The 19,938-nt window shown below is 47.5% G+C and carries 25 protein-coding genes; all 25 read right to left on the reverse strand.

Features of this window, described 5'->3' with window-relative positions; translation table 11 throughout:
- Nucleotides 1-12: 12 nt before the first annotated feature.
- Nucleotides 13-321 (reverse strand): hypothetical protein, encoded by a 309-nt coding sequence (locus ABMB67_RS05420; protein ID WP_251222036.1) that lies wholly within the window; start codon nt 319-321, stop codon nt 13-15.
- A 34-nt stretch (nt 322-355) separates the two neighbouring features.
- The gene (locus ABMB67_RS05425; protein ID WP_251222035.1) at nt 356-1,738 is read right to left on the reverse strand and encodes a flagellar assembly protein A; all 1,383 of its coding nucleotides are present in this window, start codon (nt 1,736-1,738) and stop codon (nt 356-358) included.
- A 17-nt stretch (nt 1,739-1,755) separates the two neighbouring features.
- Nucleotides 1,756-2,547, reverse strand: coding sequence for a FliA/WhiG family RNA polymerase sigma factor (locus tag ABMB67_RS05430; protein ID WP_251222034.1), 792 nt, complete (start codon nt 2,545-2,547; stop codon nt 1,756-1,758).
- A gap of 15 nt (nt 2,548-2,562) precedes the next feature.
- On the reverse strand, nt 2,563-2,883 hold the full coding sequence (locus ABMB67_RS05435) for a hypothetical protein (RefSeq protein ID WP_251222033.1): 321 nt from the start codon (nt 2,881-2,883) through the stop codon (nt 2,563-2,565).
- A 2-nt stretch (nt 2,884-2,885) separates the two neighbouring features.
- On the reverse strand, nt 2,886-3,374 hold the full coding sequence (locus ABMB67_RS05440) for a chemotaxis protein CheD (protein WP_251222032.1): 489 nt from the start codon (nt 3,372-3,374) through the stop codon (nt 2,886-2,888).
- Nucleotides 3,367-4,005 carry a chemotaxis protein CheC gene (locus ABMB67_RS05445; RefSeq protein ID WP_251222031.1) on the reverse strand — a complete coding sequence of 213 codons (639 nt, stop codon included), beginning with the start codon at nt 4,003-4,005 and terminating at the stop codon, nt 3,367-3,369. The genes ABMB67_RS05440 and ABMB67_RS05445 overlap by 8 nt, the downstream gene beginning before the upstream one ends.
- Before the next feature lie 22 nt (nt 4,006-4,027).
- Nucleotides 4,028-5,089 (reverse strand): protein-glutamate methylesterase/protein-glutamine glutaminase, encoded by a 1,062-nt coding sequence (locus tag ABMB67_RS05450; RefSeq protein WP_354571351.1) that lies wholly within the window; start codon nt 5,087-5,089, stop codon nt 4,028-4,030.
- 105 nt (nt 5,090-5,194) lie between these two features.
- Nucleotides 5,195-6,061: a MinD/ParA family protein gene (locus ABMB67_RS05455; RefSeq protein WP_251222030.1), complete on the reverse strand. Its 867-nt coding sequence runs from the start codon at nt 6,059-6,061 to the stop codon at nt 5,195-5,197.
- Nucleotides 6,054-7,202, reverse strand: coding sequence for a flagellar biosynthesis GTPase FlhF (gene flhF, locus ABMB67_RS05460; RefSeq protein WP_354571352.1), 1,149 nt, complete (start codon nt 7,200-7,202; stop codon nt 6,054-6,056). Before flhF ends, ABMB67_RS05455 begins: the two co-directional genes overlap by 8 nt.
- Complete coding sequence (flhA, locus tag ABMB67_RS05465; RefSeq protein ID WP_251222028.1) at nt 7,199-9,235, reverse strand: flagellar biosynthesis protein FlhA; 2,037 nt, start codon at nt 9,233-9,235, stop codon at nt 7,199-7,201. The genes flhF and flhA overlap by 4 nt, the downstream gene beginning before the upstream one ends.
- Nucleotides 9,236-9,310: 75 nt before the next feature.
- Nucleotides 9,311-10,390, reverse strand: a complete 1,080-nt coding sequence (flhB, locus tag ABMB67_RS05470; RefSeq protein ID WP_285890148.1) for a flagellar biosynthesis protein FlhB — start codon at nt 10,388-10,390, stop codon at nt 9,311-9,313.
- 2 nt (nt 10,391-10,392) lie between these two features.
- Complete coding sequence (gene fliR / locus ABMB67_RS05475) at nt 10,393-11,169, reverse strand: flagellar biosynthetic protein FliR (RefSeq protein ID WP_251222027.1); 777 nt, start codon at nt 11,167-11,169, stop codon at nt 10,393-10,395.
- Nucleotides 11,169-11,438: a flagellar biosynthesis protein FliQ gene (gene fliQ / locus ABMB67_RS05480; RefSeq protein ID WP_251222026.1), complete on the reverse strand. Its 270-nt coding sequence runs from the start codon at nt 11,436-11,438 to the stop codon at nt 11,169-11,171. The genes fliR and fliQ overlap by 1 nt, the downstream gene beginning before the upstream one ends.
- Nucleotides 11,439-11,456: 18 nt before the next feature.
- Nucleotides 11,457-12,152 carry a flagellar type III secretion system pore protein FliP gene (gene fliP / locus ABMB67_RS05485; protein ID WP_390189643.1) on the reverse strand — a complete coding sequence of 232 codons (696 nt, stop codon included), beginning with the start codon at nt 12,150-12,152 and terminating at the stop codon, nt 11,457-11,459.
- An 8-nt stretch (nt 12,153-12,160) separates the two neighbouring features.
- Nucleotides 12,161-12,850, reverse strand: a complete 690-nt coding sequence (locus tag ABMB67_RS05490) for a flagellar biosynthetic protein FliO (protein WP_354571354.1) — start codon at nt 12,848-12,850, stop codon at nt 12,161-12,163.
- A gap of 24 nt (nt 12,851-12,874) precedes the next feature.
- Entirely contained in the window at nt 12,875-13,237 is a 363-nt protein-coding gene (locus ABMB67_RS05495; protein WP_251192158.1) for a response regulator, read from the reverse strand.
- A 16-nt stretch (nt 13,238-13,253) separates the two neighbouring features.
- On the reverse strand, nt 13,254-14,459 hold the full coding sequence (fliY, locus tag ABMB67_RS05500) for a flagellar motor switch phosphatase FliY (RefSeq protein ID WP_354571355.1): 1,206 nt from the start codon (nt 14,457-14,459) through the stop codon (nt 13,254-13,256).
- The gene (gene fliM, locus ABMB67_RS05505; RefSeq protein WP_251222022.1) at nt 14,452-15,444 is read right to left on the reverse strand and encodes a flagellar motor switch protein FliM; all 993 of its coding nucleotides are present in this window, start codon (nt 15,442-15,444) and stop codon (nt 14,452-14,454) included. Before fliM ends, fliY begins: the two co-directional genes overlap by 8 nt.
- 35 nt (nt 15,445-15,479) lie before the next feature.
- The gene (gene fliL / locus ABMB67_RS05510; RefSeq protein ID WP_354571356.1) at nt 15,480-15,911 is read right to left on the reverse strand and encodes a flagellar basal body-associated protein FliL; all 432 of its coding nucleotides are present in this window, start codon (nt 15,909-15,911) and stop codon (nt 15,480-15,482) included.
- Entirely contained in the window at nt 15,912-16,166 is a 255-nt protein-coding gene (locus tag ABMB67_RS05515) for a flagellar FlbD family protein (RefSeq protein WP_390189561.1), read from the reverse strand. It abuts the gene before it with no gap.
- A gap of 29 nt (nt 16,167-16,195) precedes the next feature.
- The gene (gene flgG, locus ABMB67_RS05520) at nt 16,196-17,041 is read right to left on the reverse strand and encodes a flagellar basal body rod protein FlgG (RefSeq protein WP_354571357.1); all 846 of its coding nucleotides are present in this window, start codon (nt 17,039-17,041) and stop codon (nt 16,196-16,198) included.
- A 74-nt stretch (nt 17,042-17,115) separates the two neighbouring features.
- Nucleotides 17,116-17,499, reverse strand: coding sequence for a TIGR02530 family flagellar biosynthesis protein (locus tag ABMB67_RS05525; protein ID WP_354571358.1), 384 nt, complete (start codon nt 17,497-17,499; stop codon nt 17,116-17,118).
- A gap of 15 nt (nt 17,500-17,514) precedes the next feature.
- Nucleotides 17,515-18,063, reverse strand: a complete 549-nt coding sequence (flgD, locus tag ABMB67_RS05530) for a flagellar hook assembly protein FlgD (RefSeq protein WP_251222018.1) — start codon at nt 18,061-18,063, stop codon at nt 17,515-17,517.
- 6 nt (nt 18,064-18,069) lie between these two features.
- Complete coding sequence (locus ABMB67_RS05535) at nt 18,070-19,347, reverse strand: flagellar hook-length control protein FliK (protein WP_251222017.1); 1,278 nt, start codon at nt 19,345-19,347, stop codon at nt 18,070-18,072.
- 29 nt (nt 19,348-19,376) lie between these two features.
- Nucleotides 19,377-19,937: a MotE family protein gene (locus ABMB67_RS05540; RefSeq protein WP_251222016.1), complete on the reverse strand. Its 561-nt coding sequence runs from the start codon at nt 19,935-19,937 to the stop codon at nt 19,377-19,379.
- Nucleotide 19,938 lies beyond the last annotated feature (1 nt).

Below are 19,938 nucleotides of genomic sequence, written 5' to 3' on the forward strand. Positions count from 1 at the left end.
TTCCCTCTCTCATTACCCTGAAAAATCAATGAATTTGCCCTTGTAAGGGTGTTTCGCTTCAGGTTGTTTTTCCTCCTGCTTTTTCGACTGCTGCTGGGACTCCTGCTCATGCTGCCCGGCCTCGCCATCATGATGAAACCTGGCCTGCTCCGAATCATTCGTCTCGTTGACCTGACGCCGTTTTTGCAGATCCTCTTCTTTTTGCTGCTGAGTCAGCAGCTCCTGGCTGACTTGGCCACGCTGCTGCAACTGGTCCTGAAGCTTGCCGATTTTTTGCGATTGAGGAATCGAACCTTGCACTTCAATGGGGCGGACACTCATCTTTTTCCCTCGCTTTCGCACGTTTGTCTAAAACTTACTTAGTCGCTATGACGATTTCAGAGTCAACCAACGAAATATGCGGGTACCGATAAATGGACATCAACTTTCGTTTATATTTGCCAAAATGAACATCAACATTGGGATGAATCAGGTTTTCCGCCTGGATAAAGCCGTCATTTGCCTTCGCTTCTCCCGCCAGCTCCTGCTGCTTTGCCGTCAGCAGCTCAATCGACTCCTTCGCCGTTTGAAAAGCATGCAGCGCCTTGAGCTTCGACAGCTTGTCTCTTCCAGTTAACGGACCGTTTTGCCGTTCTTTTTCAAGATACGTCTTTAACAGCTTCGACAGCTTGACAAATTCATCCTTCGTTTTCTCTAAATCTTTCTCTGTTTTCTGCTGTTGTTCCAGAATCTTTTCATGAACGCCGATAAATAAAGAGGTTTTCGTCTGCATACTATTGCCGATTTCTTTTGCCTGAATGCTTTTCAGCGCTGAAAGTGAACCGCCGACAACTAAGCCTTTCCCCGTACGGCAGAGGATATTCCCTCCTGAGGAGCAGCTGCTGTGAAGGATCGCCTGCTTGACGACGATGTCACCGCCGACCTCGACATGGCCCTGATTGATAAAGGTTGTTTCAAGGTCGCCTTCCGCCGAAATGAAGCTGCGATTTTGCCCGACTACACCGGCGCCGATATAAATCGACCCACCGGCCTCGAGTCTTGCCCCTTCCACCGTTCCGCCAATCCGGATATCGCCGCCGGCCTTGACTTCAAATCCGGCAGGGACACTGCCCTTCACCGTCACATTCCCGACAAAGGAGATGTTTCCGGTCTTCATACTAATATCGTCGTTCACCTCGTACGTCGGCAGCACATGAACCGTATACTTATCCATGCTGATCTGCCCATCGACAAGCGAGTAAAGCGTTTGATTTTTTTCATCCAGCCGCGTATTCTTTCCATTTCGCAAGATAAAATCCCGTCCCGGTTTCGCGGCTACTTTCTGGCCGAGCACATTTGTTCCATCAACCCCTTCAGTAGCAGCTATCTTTACCGCTATTTTGTCCCCGGTGCGGATCGTTGGAATATAAAGTACATCTCTTAAATCAACCTTATCACTATCCGAATCCATCAACTCCGGATCGGCATTGGAATAAGCGACAAGATCCAAGTAAGCGTGGCTGCCATGCTCCGGCGGCTTTCCAGTCGCGATGACATGCTGTTCGGCTCGGGGGTTTTTCGCCACTTTTTCAATCGCTTCCTCGTCAATTCCAAAGATAATTCCCTGCTCGTTAATAAATTGCTTCAGTTCCTCTACTGTAGGGTGCTCGTCATCGGGTAATTTTGATTGCTGAATAATAGAAGCTTCCATTTTATCTGGTGATACGACTACTTCATAGAACTCCCCTAATTCAATCATAATATCATTCCCTTAGTTTATTCGTCGAATGAGCGAGCCCGTTTCTCTCTGTCCGGTCTCATCGCCTGCTGCAGACGAAAGATCGATTTGGAATGGATTTGTGAAATACGTGAAGTCGAGAGCTGTAAGATCTGCCCAATCTCCGTCAATGTCAATTCTTCAAAATAGAACAGGCTGATGACGAGCTGTTCCTTTTCTGATAAGCCTTCGATCAGTCTCGCCAGCTCCTGCTTTGTAGCGAGCTCCATCGTATGCTCCTCAGGGGTTTTCGTTTGTTTATCCTCAATGACAGAAGCGTAGGTTTCATTTCGCTCGTCCTCCTGGGTCGGTTCGTAAATCGAGAGCCGGTGGGAGGCGAGCTGTTCAGCGATCAGCTGTTCAACCTCCTGGCTGTCCATCTCAAGCTCAGCCGCCACTTCTTCACTCGTCACATTCCGTCCATAGCGCTGCTCCAGCATCTCCGTCGCGGCATCAATTTTCTTTATCTTTTCCCGCATCGTTCTTGAAAGCCAGTCCTCTTTCCGTAATCCGTCAATGATTGCTCCCCTGACCCGAAAGGAAGCATATGTATCAAATTTCAAATCGCGCTCCGGGTTGAATTTTTCCAGGGCGTCATACAGTCCCATTAACCCGTGGCTGATCAAATCATCTTTTTGCACACTGCGCGGCAATCCGACTGAAATTCGCTGAACATGGTAGTGAACAAGCGGCAAGTAGCGGCGGATCAGTTCATCGCAAGCATCATGACTTCGTTCCTCGAACCATTGCTTCCAAAGTCTTTTTTCTTCTATTGAATCTCCTCCAGCCATCTCTTACCTCCTTCTCTATTCGGATCGCAACAGGTCTTTTATGATTTGTGACGTCTGTTCGGGCTCCAGTTCTTCTTTTGCTTCCTGCTTTTCCCGGGACTGTTGGGGCTGTTGCTCTTCCGGCTCAGCATGATTCCCTGCTTCTTCTTCCATTAAATCGCGGGAAGCCAGCTGCCATAAAAAGCGAAAGCCGTAAGTCAAGATCCACCCGGCCACAAAAGCAAGACAGAAGCGGATAAACGATGTCACAAGCAAATTCGTGGTGAGAGAAGCAACAAAGACAAGTATTCCGGCAAAGCAGGCTACAATAAAATGAATAATCAATGGATGAAACAAGATTATATCTCCTTTGTCCCTTGGTTCACTGTACGAATGTGCAGCTTTTTCGATTGAGGGTCGAACTCAATGGTCCGTCCACTGCTTCCCCCTACATCTTCCGCTATAATAGGAATTCGCAATTGATTGAGTTTTTCCTTTATCGCTTCCACATTTCGCGGTCCAATGCGCATCATGTCATTTCCTGTTGAAAACGAAAACATTTGCGCCCCGCCTGCCAGCTTTGCTTTTAAGGAAAACATTCTCGCTCCATCCTCTTCCAGACATTTTAACAGTGCCGGAATCGCGGTGTCGGCATACTTGGCCGGGTTTGGACGGGCTTGCCTGCAGAGTGATGAGCTTGGCAGCATCACATGGGCCATGCCTGCTACGAGTCTTATTTCATCATATAAGACAAGTCCGACGCAGGAGCCGAGCCCTGAGGTGCGAATCGTATCCGGGGGGCCAACCGTATTCAACTCAGCCATTCCAACCTTGATGACATTACTCATGCTCTCCCACCCCTAATACCGAAAAAATCACCTCAAATGAATCAGGATCTGGTAAAAGAAAGAAGTGACCCTTCATCTGCTCTTCGTCCCCATCAAGCTCTTTTATTTGTGTATCAATCACGATCGCGGAATCGCCGACTTGAGAAAGCTCGATCAATCCATAGCTTAAAATCGCCCCGGCCATGTCGACGCTAAAGCCCGGCACAGAAGGCTGCAAAATCAATTTCGTGAAATCAGAAAATGAAGATAAGTAGGAGCCGGCCAAAATATTGCCGATCTCCTGAAAAGCCGAAATCCCGACTTCATGGTAAGGGGGGGACTGCAGCTGAAAAGACGTAATCCCTGTCAGCTGACGTACGATTTTTTCAATGTCCTCAATTTTCGATATGAAAAACAAGCTCCCCGGCGCCTCTCCCTCAATTCTTAAAAAAATAGCGGCCACTTCCGTTTCGGCACCTCCGACCTGCTCAGGCAGCTCCTGAAAGGAAACGATCCGTACCGCAGGCACGCTCATTTCAATCGTTTTATTCAGTAGCTGGGACAAAGCGGTCGCTGCATGTCCCGCGCCAATATTCCCGATCTCTTTTAACACATCAAGATGATAAGGCTTCAGCCGTTGTAAAAAGTCCATCGTCATCCCCCTCCCACTTTTCTTACTGAACCTGGCGCATGATCCGGCCGGCAATTTCCTGAATATGAACGACTTCATCGACTAATTTCGTGCGGATCGCGACCTTTGGCATTCCGAAGACAACACATGACTCTTCCGCTTCCGCAATCGCGTAACAGCTCCCGGACTGCTTCAGCTTCATTAATCCTTCAGAGCCGTCAGCCCCCATTCCCGTCATGATCACGGCAATCGTTTCAATATCATTAAGTGCCGAAAGCGATTCATACATCACATCAACCGATGGACGGTGTCCTCGCCTTGGTTCCTCCAAATGAGTCTGTATCACATAGGAAGAATGCTCCTGTTTGACTGCCAAATGATAGCCGCCCGGCGCAATATAGGCGACGCCGTTTTTCAGCACATCGCCATCCTCCGCTTCTTTCACCGTCAATTCAGAGAGCGAATCAAGCCGTTCGGCAAGCGAGCGGGTAAAGCCGGCCGGCATGTGCTGGACGATTAAAACCGGTGCTTTCAGCGAGCCCGGCAGCTTCGTGATGACGTCCTTCAACGCTTTCGGCCCCCCGGTTGACGTACCGATGGCGATCATTTTCTGAGCCGAAGACAGTAACGTTCGACTCGGTCGCTTTACAAACTGAACCGTCCGCGGCTGAACAATTGGCTTCGGTGATGATCGGCGCAGGCGGGCCCGCGCCGCATAAACGACCTTTTCCACGATTTCATTTTCAACCCGGTCAATATCGAGCGAAATAGCGCCAGAAGGCTTCGTGACAAAGTCAACCGCTCCATATTCCATCGCCAGCATCGTATTTTCCGCCCCTTGCTTCGTCGTGCTGCTGATCATCACAACCGGGCAAGGGTCATCGTTCATCACATGCTTTAACGTTTCCAACCCATTCATAATCGGCATTTCCACATCAAGAGTCATGACGTCGGGGCGAAGCTCCTTCCGTTTCCGAAGAGCGTCCTCCCCATTACGAGCGGTGCCAATAACGTGGACTCGCGGATCCTGATTAAGCATATCTGAAATTACTTTCCGCATAAAAGCAGAATCATCAACGACAAGTACTTGAATTTTCCTTTCCACGTTTATCCCTAACTTTCTCCCAAATTTTCTCGTCTGTACGTCCAGCTCTTTTCATGGCCGTTTTTTGCCAAAGAAGAAAAACATCCGCCGCTCCCCTTCTGCAGCTTATCCTTGCTTTTCTTTAAAAAGATGCTTCACTTTTGAAAGCAGCTGACTGAAGCCGACAGCTTTTTTCGCCGTTTCTCCCAAATATAGCGCCGTCAGCTTTTCCATGGCCAGACTGGCCTTTGCTTCCTTTTTGTAAAGGACAAACGGGACTTGAGCTTTCACTGCTTTTTGCACGGCCGGGTCAGATGGTATATAGCCTAAAGGGTTTAGCTCTTTTTGCAAAAATTGGCTGGCGACACGTTGAAAGCTGGCAAGCGTTCGTTTCCCCTCTTTATCTGAATCGGCACGATTGACAATAATATGAAGCGGCATCTGCCCCTCATTTAAATAAATGTATTTGACCATCGCGTAAGCATCGGTCATTGCCGGTGGTTCAGGTGTTGTCACAACAAGCACGTCATCCGCCGCCAAAATAAACTGGATGCTGTCTTTTGTAGCCCCGGCCCCCATATCCAAAATGATATAATCAAAATGCTGTCCGATTAATTCAAATTGAGAGAAAAAGCGTTCCATTTTCCGGTCATCGAGCTCCACAAACTTTGAGAAACCTGAGCCGCCGCCAATATAGGCAATTCCTTCAGGTCCCTGTTCAATAATATCCCAAATCGACAGCTCTGAATCGAGTAGATTCATAATGTGGTAGCGCGGGGAAAGGCCCATCAGAATATCGACATTGGCCATCCCAATATCAAGATCAATGATCGCCACGCGATACCCCTTTTTCGAAAGCGAAATCGCGAAATTAAGACTAATATTCGATTTGCCAACGCCGCCCTTCCCGCTGACTACGGCGATTACCTTCGCCTCCGCTTTCGCTTTCGGCGCATCCATGATTCTGCGTAAATTTTCAGCCTGGTCATTCATGCTCATCCACCTCTAAAACAGCGCGGATCACATAAGGAACAGTCGCTTCCATTATATCATCCGGTACATTTTGACCATTCGTAATATAAGCAATTCCTTTCCCGTGCTCCAACGGAATATTAAGCAGCGCTCCCAGGCTTGCTGTTTCATCCTGTTTCGTTAAAATCACCTTTTCAATTTCAAGCAGAGAAAACTGGCGGATAATTTCATTCATATCCTCATATTTTGCCGTTAACGAAAGAACGAGGAACGTCTCGGCCTGCTGCTCAAAATCAATAACCTTTGCCAATTCCTCGATATAAAGCGGATTGCGGAAATTTCTCCCGGCCGAATCGACTAAAATATAATCATACTGTTCAAATTGCGCCACCGCCCGGGAAAAGTCATCAATGGAATAAGCAACCTCCAGCGGAATATTTAAGATTTTCGCGTAAGTCTTGATCTGTTCAATCGCGGCAATCCGGTACGTGTCAGTCGTAATAAGCGCTATTTTCTTTTGCTTTTTTAAAAGAAGGTGGGCAGCGAGTTTGGCAATCGTCGTCGTTTTTCCAACCCCTGTCGGGCCGACAATGTTGATCATTTTTTTCGAGAAGGAAAAGCCGCCAAATGGGACGTCGGCTAATTCCTGTTCGAGATAGCGGACAAGCTCTTTTTCGATGTCCTGGCCGGGCCGCTCTGCCTCTGGCTGCTCGTACCATTCCTTTAAGACATGCTTGAGTAGCTGCAGGCGGATCGGCTTTGAGACCCCTTGCTTTTTCAACTGGTCCTCAATCGCCTGAAACGGCTGAGGATACTCATGGTTCTCGCTTATAATCGTTTTTTCCTTCGTCGCCAGTTCTCCAATCATCGCTTTCAACTGGTTCATTTCCTTCAGTAAACGTTCCTGCTCGGCCGGCTTCGTCCGTGCTGCGGGGGAAGGAGAAGGCGAAGCAGCAGGTCTGATACGGGTTTCCTTACGAACCCTTGTCGGACCAGGATCAACCGCCGCGACTACTTCAAGCTGTTTTTTCGCAAATAAACCGAACACTCCACCTGTTTTCACTTCCTTGGAATGTAGGATGACGGCTTCATCCCCTAATTCACCGCGAATCCGCTTCATCGCTTCCGGCATCGTCGCTGCGATATATTTTTTTACCTTCATTCAACATTCACCACCCCTACACTTTGCACTTCTACATCAGCCTCAAGCTCATTGTATGACAGGATCGGAACATGGGGCAAATACCGTTCAAACATCTGGCGCACATACATCCTTACAGCAGGGGAACAGAGAACAACAGGTGTCTGTCCCATTTGCGACAGACGGTCGGTTTCTGTCGCGGCCGATTCAAGAATTTGCTGCGAAAGCGCCGGATCCATTGAAATAAAGTTTCCATGCTCCGTTTGCTGAACAGCTTCCGCGACGCTCTTTTCCACGCTTCCACTTAATGTAATGACATAAAGCGGCTCGCCCGGTGTCGTCACCTGCTTGGAAATTTGCCGCGATAATGACTGGCGTACATATTCGGTAACCAGGTCCATGTCCTTCGTCATTTGTCCGTAATCAGCCAATGTTTCAAAGATAATCGGCAAATTCCGAATTGAAATATTTTCTTTCAGCAGATTCGTTAATACTTTCTGGATATCACCGATCGATACAGTATTCGGCGTCACTTCCTCAACAAGAGCCGGATATGTTTCTTTCAGATGATCGACGAGCTGTTTCGTTTCCTGACGTCCAAGAAGCTCATGAGCGTGGCGTTTAATCACTTCAGTCAGATGCGTCGAAACGACCGACGGCGGGTCAACGACCGTATAGCCTGACAGCTCCGCCTGCTCCTTCATCTCTTCACCGATCCACAGCGCCGGAAGACCAAACGCCGGTTCAATTGTTTCAATCCCAACAATCGACTCGTCTTCGATCCCAGGGCTCATCGCCATATAATGATCAAGCAACAGCTCGCCCTTCGCGACTTCATTTCCTTTTATTTTAATCGTATATTCATTAGGTTGCAGTTGGATATTGTCACGAATCCGGATCACAGGCACGATCATCCCGAGTTCGAGCGCCATTTGCCGGCGAATCATCACGACGCGGTCAAGCAAATCGCCGCCCTGGTTCGCATCGGCAAGCGGGATTAACCCATAGCCGAACTCAAATTCAATTGGATCAATTTGCAATAGGTTGACGACGCTCTCCGGCGATTTCATATCGTCCGTCTCGTCTTCCTCTTCCACACTCGATTCCTCCGTCAACAGCTTCGTTTCCTGCTTTGACAGCAGATAGCCGCCAATCACCAAAATAAGCGCAATCGGCGTCGTAAGGAGCATGTTGATCGGGGTTAAGACTCCTAAGAGGAAGATCGTTCCCCCGGCGATATAGAGCATCTTCGGATACGCGAGAATCTGCTTCGTAATATCATGACCGAGGCTTCCTTCAGACGCCGCTCTCGTCACGACGATCCCGGTTGCCGTTGAGATCAACAGCGCCGGTATTTGGCTGACAAGCCCGTCCCCGACCGTCAGCAACGTGAACGTATTCGCCGAATCACTCAAACTCATCCCCATTTGCATCATTCCGATGACAAGACCGAAAATAAGATTAATAATGACGATGACGATTCCGGCAATGGCATCTCCTTTAACGAATTTACTTGCCCCGTCCATCGCCCCGTAAAAATCAGCTTCACGTTCAATCTTTTCCCGTCTTTCCTTCGCTTCGGCATCGGAAATCATCCCGGCGTTCAGATCGGCATCAATACTCATTTGCTTTCCGGGCATCGCATCAAGCGTAAACCGTGCCCCAACCTCAGAAACCCGCTCGGCCCCTTTTGTAATCACGACAAACTGAATAATAATCAAAATTAAAAAGACGACGAAGCCGACGAGCGCATTTCCCCCGACGACAAAGTTCCCAAACGTATCAATGACATTTCCGGCTTCGGCATTGCCAAGAATCGATCTTGTCGTCGATACGTTCAACCCTAAGCGGAACAAAGTAACGAGTAGAAGCAAGGTAGGAAAAATGGAAAATTGCAATGGCTCGCGCGTATTCATCGCCACTAGAATAATAATAAGAGCAAGAGAGATATTGATGATGATTAACACATCCAGCATCGCCGGCGGCAATGGGATGATAAGCATGGCGACGATTAAAATAACCCCTAATAATACAGACAGATCTCTTGCTCCCACGACGGTCTCTCCTTCATAAATAAATTCCTTCTCAAAAACATGATTCGTTTCTCTCCGTGCATAACGTTTAATGGGCTACGCTTTTTTGTTTTTCAGGCGGTACACATAAGCAAGTACTTCGGCCACAGCTTTAAACAGCTCTTCCGGCACCTGATCACCGATGTCCGCCTGCTGATAAAGCGCCCTTGCCAACGGCTTGTTCTCAACCGTGACGACGTCGTGCTTAGCCGCCACCCCTTTTATTTTCTGAGCGACAAAGTCAACACCTTTGGCGACGACGACCGGCGCGTCCGATTTCGTCTCATCATAACGGAGCGCAATCGCAAAGTGAGTCGGGTTCGTGATGACGACGTCGGCTTTCGGAACTTCCTGCATCATCCGCTGCATCGCCATCTCCATTTGCTTCTGCTTCCGCTTCGATTTGATTTTCGGATCGCCCTCCATATTTTTATGCTCATCCTTAATGTCTTTCTTCGACATTCTCATTTGCTTCTCATGATCGTAGCGCTGATACAGATAATCCGGCACCGACAGGATTAAGAGCAGAATCGCCACTGCGACCCCTAATGTAGCGGTTAACTGTGCCACGACATAGAAGCCGTCGGCAACACTTTTTTGCGATAAGAGCATGATATCTTCTAGGCTTGTCCAAATGATGACGAAAACAACGACGCCGACGAACGAGATTTTCAGCATTGATTTTAAAAATTCAACAAGCGCGCGCACGGAAAAAATCCGTTTTGCCCCTTGAATCGGGTCGAGTTTCGACAGCTTCATTTTGACCGCTTCCGGCGCAAAGAGGAAGCCAACCTGTATATAGCTCGCCGCCACTCCGGCAATCAGCGCAATCAGCATAATCGGCAATAAAACCATCGCTGATTCCATCGTCAGTTCATAAAAGATGCTGCCGAAGCTCGATCCTGTTATATCCATCAGCAAATACGTTTGAAACGTATGCTTCAATAAATTAATCAGCGTTTGACCAAGCATGCCGCCAAATAGCCAAAGAAAGAGGAAAACCAAAAGCAGGATAATCGCCGTATTGACGTCTGTACTTTTGGCGACTTGTCCTTTCTTCCGCTGATCCATCCGCTTTTTCGGTGTTGCTTTTTCTGTTTTTTCTTCGGCAAAAAATTGCAGGTTCAGCCTAATCATGCTTATGCTCCTCCCAGCATGGCGAGCAATGTGCGCATTGCTACGATTACTTGATCAAACAATCCCCGGACGACCATCATGAATGCTCCCATATAAACCGTCAGCAGCAGCAGCCCGACGAGTATCTTCAATGGTAAACCGACGACAAAGACATTCATCTGTGGAACGGCTCTGGAAATCATCCCGAGCCCGACATCGACGAGAAAGAGCGAGCCGACGATCGGAAAAGCCATTTGAAAGGCGATGACAAACATCGCATTAAACGTCGACACGGCATGCCAGACGATGTTCTCCTGGCCAAGCGGCAGAAACGCCTGCTCCATCGGTACATATTGATAGCTGTAATAAATGCCGTCAAGCAGCAGATGATGACCGTTAACCGCAAGTAAAAATAATAAGGCAAATGTATATAAATACCCTCCGATAAGCGGACTTTGCGCTCCCGTCTGAGGGTCGACAATATTCGCAATTAAAAAGCCCATATTATAATCAATAAAACCTCCGGCTACCTGAATCGCATAAAGAAGAATCGTCGCTAGCAGGCCGACCAGTAAGCCAACAAGAACTTCCTTAATAATAAGTAAGAAATAAGTGCCATCAAACACAAGCATCGGTGCGTCAATTGTAAAAATCATAATCCAGGCGAGAAACAATGAAATACCGACTTTGAATGTATTCGGTACCGAACGATGCGCATACAGCGGTAAGACGGTAAAAAAAGCCAACACGCGGACAAACACGAGCAGAAAAGCTGGTAACAGCGAAACAAACTCAGTCATTAGCCAATATACCGATGCAGATTATTAAAAATCTGATAAGCAAAATTTGTCATGTACGACAGCATCCACGGCCCAAAAACGACCAGGGCGACGAGTACTCCGACAATTTTCGGGATAAACGCCAGCGTCTGCTCTTGAATTTGCGTGGTAGCCTGGAAAATACTCACGAGCAAACCGAGTCCTAAGGCGATAATTAATAACGGTCCTGCTACGAGTAAAACGGTCCACACTCCACTTTCAGCCATGCTGATGACAAATTCAGAACTCATACCCTACACACCATCCCTCTAATTAAAGCTAATCAGCAGTGATTGAACAATCAAATACCATCCATCCACCAGCACAAATAAAAGTATTTTAAACGGTAACGCAATCATGACAGGAGGAAGCATCATCATCCCCATCGACATCAGCACACTGGCGACGATCATATCAATCACGAGAAATGGCACGAAAATAAGAAAGCCGATTTGAAAGGCTGTTTTCAGCTCGCTGATCGCAAAAGCCGGGACAAGCGCCGTCAGCGGAATATCCTCAAGCGTTTCCGGGCGATCATAGCCGCCATATCCCATAAATAACGCCAAATCCTTCTCGCGCGTATGCTGCGCCATAAACTCCTTCATCGGCGCGGCGGCCAACTCAAATGCTTCCGCCTGATCAATCTCACCATTAAAAAAAGGAGTTAACGCCTGCTCATTCACTTCGGCAAAAATCGGCGCCATAATAAAAAAGGTTAAAAAGAGCGCAATGCCGATCAACACCTGATTCGGCGGCATCGATTGTGTCGCCAATCCCTGTCTGACAAAGGACAGGACAATGACGATTCTCGTAAAGCTGGTCATTAAGATCAAAATCGACGGAGCGAGTGACAAAACCGTTAAAACGAGCAACAATTGGAGCGTCGTCGCCACATTGGCCGGATCATCGGAAAGAAAGTTTCCAAGATCGATGCCCGGAATGTTGGTGATTGCCGGTATGATCATAGTGTCTATCACGTTTTGTCACGCTCCCTTACAGCATCGTGCAGCTTATCGTGCGAATGCGAAACATCTTTCAGCTGCTTGGACAGTAACTGTTTGAACGCGTCCCGATTCGTTTCCGCAGTTGCCGGCGCTTGCTTCCCGCGTCCTTTGACGGCGCCAAACAGCTTGTTAATTGGCTCGTTCAACTGGGCAAACTGCTCCTGCTTCTGCGTTAGAAGCTGTTTCATTTCCTCTTCATTATCAATTTCTTTTAACAGCTGGATCGTTTCCCCTACCCCGACAACGAGCAGGCGATTTCCAACCTTGACGATTTGAACCGAGCGATTCGCCCCAAGCGGCACGCCACCAATGTTTTGCAGCATCTGATTGGCCTGAAACGCCTGCGAACGCTTTGAGAAAAAGCGCAATAGCACATACATTAGCAGAACAACAAACGCAAGCGCGGCGATCATTTGGACGAACATTAGAAAGGTGTTCGGCTCAGAAAACTCTTCGTTCACGTCCGTTTCTGAAATAACCGTTTCCGCTTCACTTTCACCTTCTACGGCTTCAGCTTCATCAGCTGCTTCCGTTTCAGGCTGCTGCAGCGATTCCGTTACGGTGCGATTTTCATTTGTTTGCTCGGCCAGGACAAAGCCTGGTTGAAGGCATGTGAGGAGGAGGAGAATTACGAAAGCAACGATGCGTCTTTGATGCATGAAAACCCACTCTCCTCTTTCTGCTTACCCAATGGTCTTTTTGATCGCTTCCAGAACGCGATCCGCTTGAAATGGCTTGACGATAAAATCCTTTGCCCCAGCTTGAATCGCATCGATGACCATTGCCTGCTGGCCCATCGCCGAACACATAATCACCTTCGCTTCTGGATCAAACGATTTGATTTCCTTCAAGGCGGTAATGCCGTCTTTTTCCGGCATTGTAATATCCATTGTTACAAGTTCAGGCGACAGCTCCTGATATTTTTCAACCGCTTGGGCGCCATCATTGGCCTCGCCAACCACATCAAACCCGTTTTTCGTTAAAATGTCCTTGATCATCATTCTCATAAATGCTGCATCATCAACGATTAACACTTTAGCTGACATGTTTCTCCCCCACTCATTATCTCAAGTTTCTGATTCGTTCTTCCTGACTGACAATCTCGGTCACGCGAACGCCAAAATTCTCATCTATGACGACAACTTCCCCTTTGGCAATTAACTTTTGATTTACCAGAATATCTACAGGCTCTCCGGCGAGCTTATCAAGCTCGATAATCGAACCTTGGGTAAATTCAAGAATTTCTTTAATTGATCTCTTTGTCCGGCCAAGCTCCACTGTCACTTGGAGAGGAATATCAAGCAGCATATTCAAATTATTCGCTTCCGTCTGCGTCAGCTGCGGTGCTTCAAAGCTTGAAAAAGCGGCTGGTTGAATATCGACGTCCCGTTGCTGCTGATAGGACACCCCGCCTAAATGCTGCTGCTCACGCGGTGGTGGTGGCGCTGCTGCCCGGTCACGCTGCGGTTCTGCTGCCTGCTGCGCTTGAGATGCTGCTGGCTGCTCTGCCTGCGGGCGGGAGGGCGCTGGTGTTTCCTGTACAGCTGCCGGCTCACTGGCAGGCTCAGGCGTACTTGGATTCATCAATTCTTCAACAAGTTTTTTCGCAAAAGGCACGGTGACAAGCTGCATAATATTTGAGTCAATCAGCTCGCCAACCTTCAGCCGGAACGAAATTTTGACGAGAATATCGTCTTCAGGTACATTCTCTGTGCCTTCATCGGCATGGAAATCGAGTAAATTGATTCCCGGTGGAGAAATATCGACCTTTTTATTAAAGATCGTTGACATCGACGTCGAGGCAGAGCCCATCATTTGATTCATCGCTTCCTGAACGGCGCTAATATGCATCTCGCTTAATTCATCTGATGGAGATGTTCCGTCGCCGCCAAGCATTAAATCAGCGATAATCGCCGCATCCTGTGTCTTAATCACAAGTAAGTTCACACCTTGGAAGCCTTCAGTATACTGAACATGGATCGCCACATGGGGCTGCGGAAATTCCTTTTCCAGTTTTTCTTTCAAAATCAAGGAAAGCTCCGGTGTCGTAATATCAACTTTTTGACTTAATAACGTAGACAATGCCGTAGCGGCACTTCCAAATGAAATGTTACCAATTTCACCAAGGGCGTCTTTCTCGATATCAGAAATATAATCGGCTACACGTAATTCGTCATCGCCGTCTGTCGGCTCATCAGCCTCATCTTCCTGCGTAACGCCTTTCAGCAATTCATTTATCTCCTCTTGGGAAAGCATATCATCATTCATTCTCTTCAGCCTCCTCAATCAATTCCGTGACTTGCACAGCCACTTGATTTTTCATTTTACCGGGTTGGGCGTAATATTTATGCTCTCCCCCGACCTTCACAAGAAGCGGTTCATGAATCGATTGATCCAATTCAATGACATCCCCGATTCCTAAATGCAGAAACTCCTGAATGGAGATTTCGGATGTGCCCAGCTCCGCCTGAACAAGCAATGGTGCCCGGTTCAGTGTCCGTTCAATCGTCAGCACTTCACCAGGAGCGCGCTGTTTCTTCTTTTCCTGCATCCAGTAATGAACCGATAACTTCGGTAAAATTTCTTCTAGTACCACATGAGGAAGACAAATATTAATCATTCCTGATGTCTCCCCGATCGTTGTCGACAGGGAAATGACGACGACCGTCTCATTCGGAGAAACCATCTGTAAAAATTGGGGATTCACTTCAATCTCTTCCATGACCGGTTCAAGCTCGATCACAGAGCTCCAGGCATCCTGGAAGCTGTCCAACGTTCGTTGAAACAGCTGAGACATGATTCTCGTCTCAATTTCTGTCAGGTTTTCCACTTTGTTAATACTGTCACCCTTGCCTCCCAATAAACGATCCAGCATCGCATACGCAATATTCGGATTCACTTCCATTAACAGTCGACCATCGAGCGGATAAGGCTCAAACACATTGAGGATCGTCATCTTTGGAATCGACCTGATGAATTCTTCATATGGCAGCTGATCAACTGATGTCACTGTAATTTGGACATAGGTCCGTAATTGGGCGGAGAAATAAGTCGTAAGCAACCGGGCGAAATTCTCGTGAATTCGTGATAAACTCCGAATCTGATCCTTTGAAAATCGCAGCGCGCGCTTAAAATCATAGACTTTGACTTTTTTCTCGGTTTCTTCTTTTTTTAGTTCATCAGCATCCATTTGTCCCGTGGAAATAGCCGATAACAGAGCATCTATTTCCCCTTGTGATAGAACATCAGCCAAGAACCTCACCTCTCAATCTCAAATACACCACAAAATTATTGAATGACCCAGCTTGTTGTATACACTTGAATGACTTGCCCTTCCTGCATCAGCTCATTGAGCTGATCGCGGACAGCCTCCTCAAATGCTTCAATTCCTTCAGGACCTGCCAGATCAGAGGAGCGCATTCCTGAAAGAGCACGCAGTAAAATATTGTTTACCTGAAAATCACGCTTTTGGATTTCGTCAAGTGCTCGTTTATTTGTTACATGAATCATAAAGGAAGCCCGGATAAAATCATCGGATAATAAGTTCGTTGTAATTTCCTCCGTTTCATACGATTGGGAGATAATTTCGTCAATCGTCGGCGGAGCATACGGATCAGGCTGATTCGTAAAATGATTAACAAGGACGAAGGCCACCACACCGACCAGCGTCAGGGCAACTAATATAATGAGCATAATGTTCACTAGCTTATTCTTAAACAATCAGGAACCCTCCACATCTCTATCTCTATTCGCCAGCAGCCCGATTTGCGCAAACTGCTCATTGACACGTGCTTTGACATCTTCAATATCATTGCGCACGACTATTTTCTTTCCGCTTTGTAACGTAATCGTTGTATCCGGCAAGGCCTCGATTTGCTCAATAAGCGTCGCATTCAACAAAAACGGATGACCATTTAAACGAATTAATTCAATCATTATGTTATGGGAGAGCCAGGCATTCGCTCCTGGCTCCAACCTCCTTGATTAGTAGATTCTATGTCAGGTTATCGCTTCAGGTTAACAAGCTCTTGCAAAATCTCATCAGATGTCGTAATGATCCGCGTATTCGCCTGAAACCCGCGCTGCGCCACGATCATCTCAGTAAACTCCTCAGACAGATCAACATTGGACATTTCAAGCGTCCCGGCTACGAGCTCGCCGGCGCCGTTAGTTCCGGGAGCATAATAGCGTGGATCACCGCTATTAGCAGAGACTGTATAAAGATTATTTCCTGCTTTTTGCAGCCCTTCAGAGTTACTGAATTTAGCGAGAGCGATTTGAGCATCTATGTCTTCAAGTTCACCATCGCTATTGATAATATTAATGCTACCATCTGCTCCGATACTAAAGCTTTCAATATAATCAATCCAGTCATCCCGATCCTCTCCAAGAAGATCAGCAAAGTTAATAGGGTTACCTATTGAGTCTTCATCGTCAACTTGACGAACCTGCAATCCCTGTGAGTTAACCAAATTTCCCTCAGAATCGAGGTAAAAGTTCCCTGCTCTCGTATAAAATAATGTATCACCGTCTGAAACTACAAAGTATCCATCCCCTGAAATCCCTAAATCAAGCTCACGGTTCGTATTTTGCAAGCTGCCTTGTGTATGAAGCGTGTCGATAGAAGCTAGCTGCATTCCAAGCCCTACTTGGCGGGCATTGACTCCACCACTATTATTACCATCAGGTGCTGTCGCGCCGGCGAGCTGCTGGCTGACTAAATCCTGAAACGTCGTTCTTCCTTTTTTAAAGCCGAATGTGTTGACGTTGGCGATGTTGTTGCCGATGACGTCAAGCTTTGTTTGCATGTTGCGCATACCTGAAATTCCTGAGTACATTGAACGTAGCATACTGATTTTTCCTCCTTTAGTAGCTGCCTCTGTCAGTCGGCAGTGTGTGAGGCCTCCCTTTGCGGGTCCAGCCTTTAATCGATCACAATCGTTCCATTAATGTTCGTAAAAATTTGTGACTTCGCTTCCTCCCGGTCGAGCACGGTGATGACGGTGTTGTTTTTCGCGCTGACGACAAGAGCGGCGTCACTCGTTAGCACAAGTGAGTCGTTAACTCCCTTAGCCTTCGCTTCCTTCACCTTATCGTGAATCGCCATCCACTGTTCGGTGGAAATCTCAATTCCGCGTGTATCCATTCGCTGCTGGGCGTGCTTGCTGATTTTTAATTCAGCCGGTGTCTGTAATTCCGTTTGCAAAAGCTGCTGGAAGCTGCCTGGCTGCTGAACGGGTCTTTGTGCTACTTGACGCGCAGGTTTAGGAAGACTTTGTAATGCATGGCTCTGAATCCTTGGATCCATCGTTGCTCACTTCCTTTATTGGTCACCCGGCTCTTCGTTTTCTTCAGGTACCTCTACCGGATCTTCTTCCGGATCCGTTTCCTCGTCCGGATTTGGCTCTACCGGCTCATTTTTCTGACTCACCTGGTAAATTTGTTCGTTGCTGATCCAGCGTCCGTCATCAAGCTGAATGCGAATTTGTCCATCCAATTCGAGCCGGACGGCTTGAACCGTATTATCAAGATACTCAATATCTTGACGGTATTCATCGACATCGACAATTCTCATCCACGTTACTTTTTTGCCAATCAGCTCACTGTGCTGCACTAAGCTTTGGCTCGTTTGCAAATTGACAAATTTTTGAATTGAGTTGTTCATATTCGTCATTTGCTCAAGGGTGGAGAATTGCGCCATTTGCGCGATGAATTCACGGTCATCCATCGGATTGGACGGGTCTTGATTTTGCAGCTGCGTAATGAGGATTTTCAGGAAATCATCCTTGCCCAGAATGTCTTGATTTTGCTGCTGTGTTGTCTGCTTTTGCTGATTTGGCAGCATATAGCTTTCCGAAATCGTCGTCATCATTATCACCTACACCTGTTCATTAAAAGTTAACTCGCTTAGTACATCCTCAAATGCAGCCGCTTCGTCTTCACCCTGTTCAGGCTGATTCTCGTTCGCCTGCTCTTCGCCACGCTCATTTGAAGACTGATCACGATCCTTTTGCAAATATTGTTCCGTCACTTCAATCCGCTCTACTGTAATCTGCTGCTGTGCAAAAGCTTGCCGCAGTTGGGCCAGTTGCGCTTCGATCAGTTCGCGTGTCGCCGTCGAGCCGGTCATGATCTTTGCGACAATGGAGCCTTCCATTTGCACGAGCTGAATATCAAGTCTGCCTAAATGCTCGGGATACAGCTTAACCGAAAAGGTTTGCATTCCCTGCTGATTTTGCGTAAGAGCCCCGCGCTGGAGAATCATTTGGAACTGCCTTAAAAACTGCTGCTGCTGAACGTCACGCGGCAATTTGTCACCAATGTGAATCGTCGCTTGCTCGGCCTTTGTCATCGTCTGCTCAATTCCAGTCTGAAGTAAAGTCAGACCGCTGTTCGGGCTTGATGCTTCGCTTACAACAGGCCGCTGACCAAATGGTTGCTGCGTGGACGGACTGTTTGTCGTCTCAGCAGTAACCGGCATTGAAAACGGCTGAGGCAGCTGCTGCATGGACGTTGATTTTGCCGTAATCGCCTCTAAAAATGCTTTCGGCTCTATTGCAGTCCTCGGCATTCCCTGAAGCTTAAACTCAAGATGCTTGACTACTTCCTCCAATAAACCAATGTTGCTTTGCCCTTGCTTAGGTTGCAGAGAAAAGCCGGGAAACAGTCTTGGCAGAAGATGCTGAAGCACATTTGCCTGTTCTTGACTTTTCGCTTGCGGCGCACCTACCGCACTCTCCTGTTGGACAGCTGCCAATAAGACGAATAATGCCTGCTGTTCTTCAGGCCAGCTAATCAGCTCGGCCAGCTGGGCATCCTCATTTTCCAAAGAAAGAAGATGTTCAACATCCGCTTGCCATTCAATGGGAAGGAGATGGAACAGCTGCTTTGCTTCTTTTCCTTCGAGCATGTCTGGATTCAGTTCAAGACCGCCCTCTTTGAAAAGCTGAATCAATTCAAGCAACAGTTCGGTTGCCGCTTGTTCCTGCTCTTCACTGCTTATTTCCGTTGCCAATGTCTTGACCGTATCCTCTGATAGTAACCCACCAAGCAATTGTAAAAAAGATACATCAGCGGACATTGGCGCTTGTCCTTTGCCAGCGCTTTGCGATCCTTGGGCAGGCAATGTATTTGCCACCATCATAATCGGGTTCATCGTTTCACCTCCTTTCAATAAAGTTAGCCTTATGAATTAGCAAGCCGGCTCATCAGATCCGCGGCCAGTTCGCTGTCCATCTTTCCTAAAATGTCGGCCCGGACATCGATGGAAACTTGTGAAATATGGAGGAGCGCTTCCTCAATTGGTAAATCCGAAATAATTGCTGCGGCATTTTTTGCAGACATCGCCTCATAGGTTTGCGCGATATTTTCCAGCTCCTGCTCTTCCCTCGCTGCCAGCTCCCGTTCAATCGTTTGGCTTTCCTCAAGCTGGGCAAGCTCCCGTTCCAGTTCGCTGATTTCTTCTTCTTTTCTCGTCAGCTCGCTTTGCAGCCGCTCCACTTCCGCCTGCTGTTCGGCAATCGCCTGTTCAAAAGCAGCGACATCAACCGGCTCTTCCTCCTCTTCAGGAGCAACATAATCAGCAACGAACGGTACATTTGCCGCGACATCCTTTGCTTTTTCGATGACGTTGACACCGAGAAGCGATAAAATGACCCCTGCCAATATTGCCGTGAACACAATCGGAATAAAAATCACTAGAAAGAACCATTGAATTTTGCTATAGGATTTTTCTTTGTCAGTCATA

Source organism: Halalkalibacter oceani (assembly GCF_040544555.1).
In the GTDB taxonomy this organism is placed as follows: Bacteria; Bacillota; Bacilli; order Bacillales; family Bacillaceae_D; genus Halalkalibacter; species Halalkalibacter oceani.

Excerpts from the sequence above, each read along its gene's own strand:
- ABMB67_RS05420 (WP_251222036.1), bottom strand. The coding sequence starts at position 321 with ATGAGTGTCCGCCCCATTGAAGTGCAAGGTTCGATTCCTCAATCGCAA.
- ABMB67_RS05425 (WP_251222035.1), bottom strand. The coding sequence starts at position 1,738 with ATGATTGAATTAGGGGAGTTCTATGAAGTAGTCGTATCACCAGATAAA.
- ABMB67_RS05430 (WP_251222034.1), bottom strand. The coding sequence starts at position 2,547 with ATGGCTGGAGGAGATTCAATAGAAGAAAAAAGACTTTGGAAGCAATGG.
- ABMB67_RS05440 (WP_251222032.1), bottom strand. The coding sequence starts at position 3,374 with ATGAGTAATGTCATCAAGGTTGGAATGGCTGAGTTGAATACGGTTGGC.
- ABMB67_RS05445 (WP_251222031.1), bottom strand. The coding sequence starts at position 4,005 with ATGGACTTTTTACAACGGCTGAAGCCTTATCATCTTGATGTGTTAAAA.
- ABMB67_RS05455 (WP_251222030.1), bottom strand. The coding sequence starts at position 6,061 with ATGAATGACCAGGCTGAAAATTTACGCAGAATCATGGATGCGCCGAAA.
- flhF (WP_354571352.1), bottom strand. The coding sequence starts at position 7,202 with ATGAAGGTAAAAAAATATATCGCAGCGACGATGCCGGAAGCGATGAAG.
- flhB (WP_285890148.1), bottom strand. The coding sequence starts at position 10,390 with ATGATTAGGCTGAACCTGCAATTTTTTGCCGAAGAAAAAACAGAAAAA.
- fliR (WP_251222027.1), bottom strand. The coding sequence starts at position 11,169 with ATGACTGAGTTTGTTTCGCTGTTACCAGCTTTTCTGCTCGTGTTTGTC.
- fliQ (WP_251222026.1), bottom strand. The coding sequence starts at position 11,438 with ATGAGTTCTGAATTTGTCATCAGCATGGCTGAAAGTGGAGTGTGGACC.
- fliP (WP_390189643.1), bottom strand. The coding sequence starts at position 12,152 with ATGATCATACCGGCAATCACCAACATTCCGGGCATCGATCTTGGAAAC.
- ABMB67_RS05490 (WP_354571354.1), bottom strand. The coding sequence starts at position 12,850 with ATGCATCAAAGACGCATCGTTGCTTTCGTAATTCTCCTCCTCCTCACA.
- ABMB67_RS05495 (WP_251192158.1), bottom strand. The coding sequence starts at position 13,237 with ATGTCAGCTAAAGTGTTAATCGTTGATGATGCAGCATTTATGAGAATG.
- fliY (WP_354571355.1), bottom strand. The coding sequence starts at position 14,459 with ATGAATGATGATATGCTTTCCCAAGAGGAGATAAATGAATTGCTGAAA.
- flgG (WP_354571357.1), bottom strand. The coding sequence starts at position 17,041 with ATGCTACGTTCAATGTACTCAGGAATTTCAGGTATGCGCAACATGCAA.
- ABMB67_RS05525 (WP_354571358.1), bottom strand. The coding sequence starts at position 17,499 with ATGGATCCAAGGATTCAGAGCCATGCATTACAAAGTCTTCCTAAACCT.
- flgD (WP_251222018.1), bottom strand. The coding sequence starts at position 18,063 with ATGATGACGACGATTTCGGAAAGCTATATGCTGCCAAATCAGCAAAAG.
- ABMB67_RS05535 (WP_251222017.1), bottom strand. The coding sequence starts at position 19,347 with ATGAACCCGATTATGATGGTGGCAAATACATTGCCTGCCCAAGGATCG.
- ABMB67_RS05540 (WP_251222016.1), bottom strand. The coding sequence starts at position 19,937 with ATGACTGACAAAGAAAAATCCTATAGCAAAATTCAATGGTTCTTTCTA.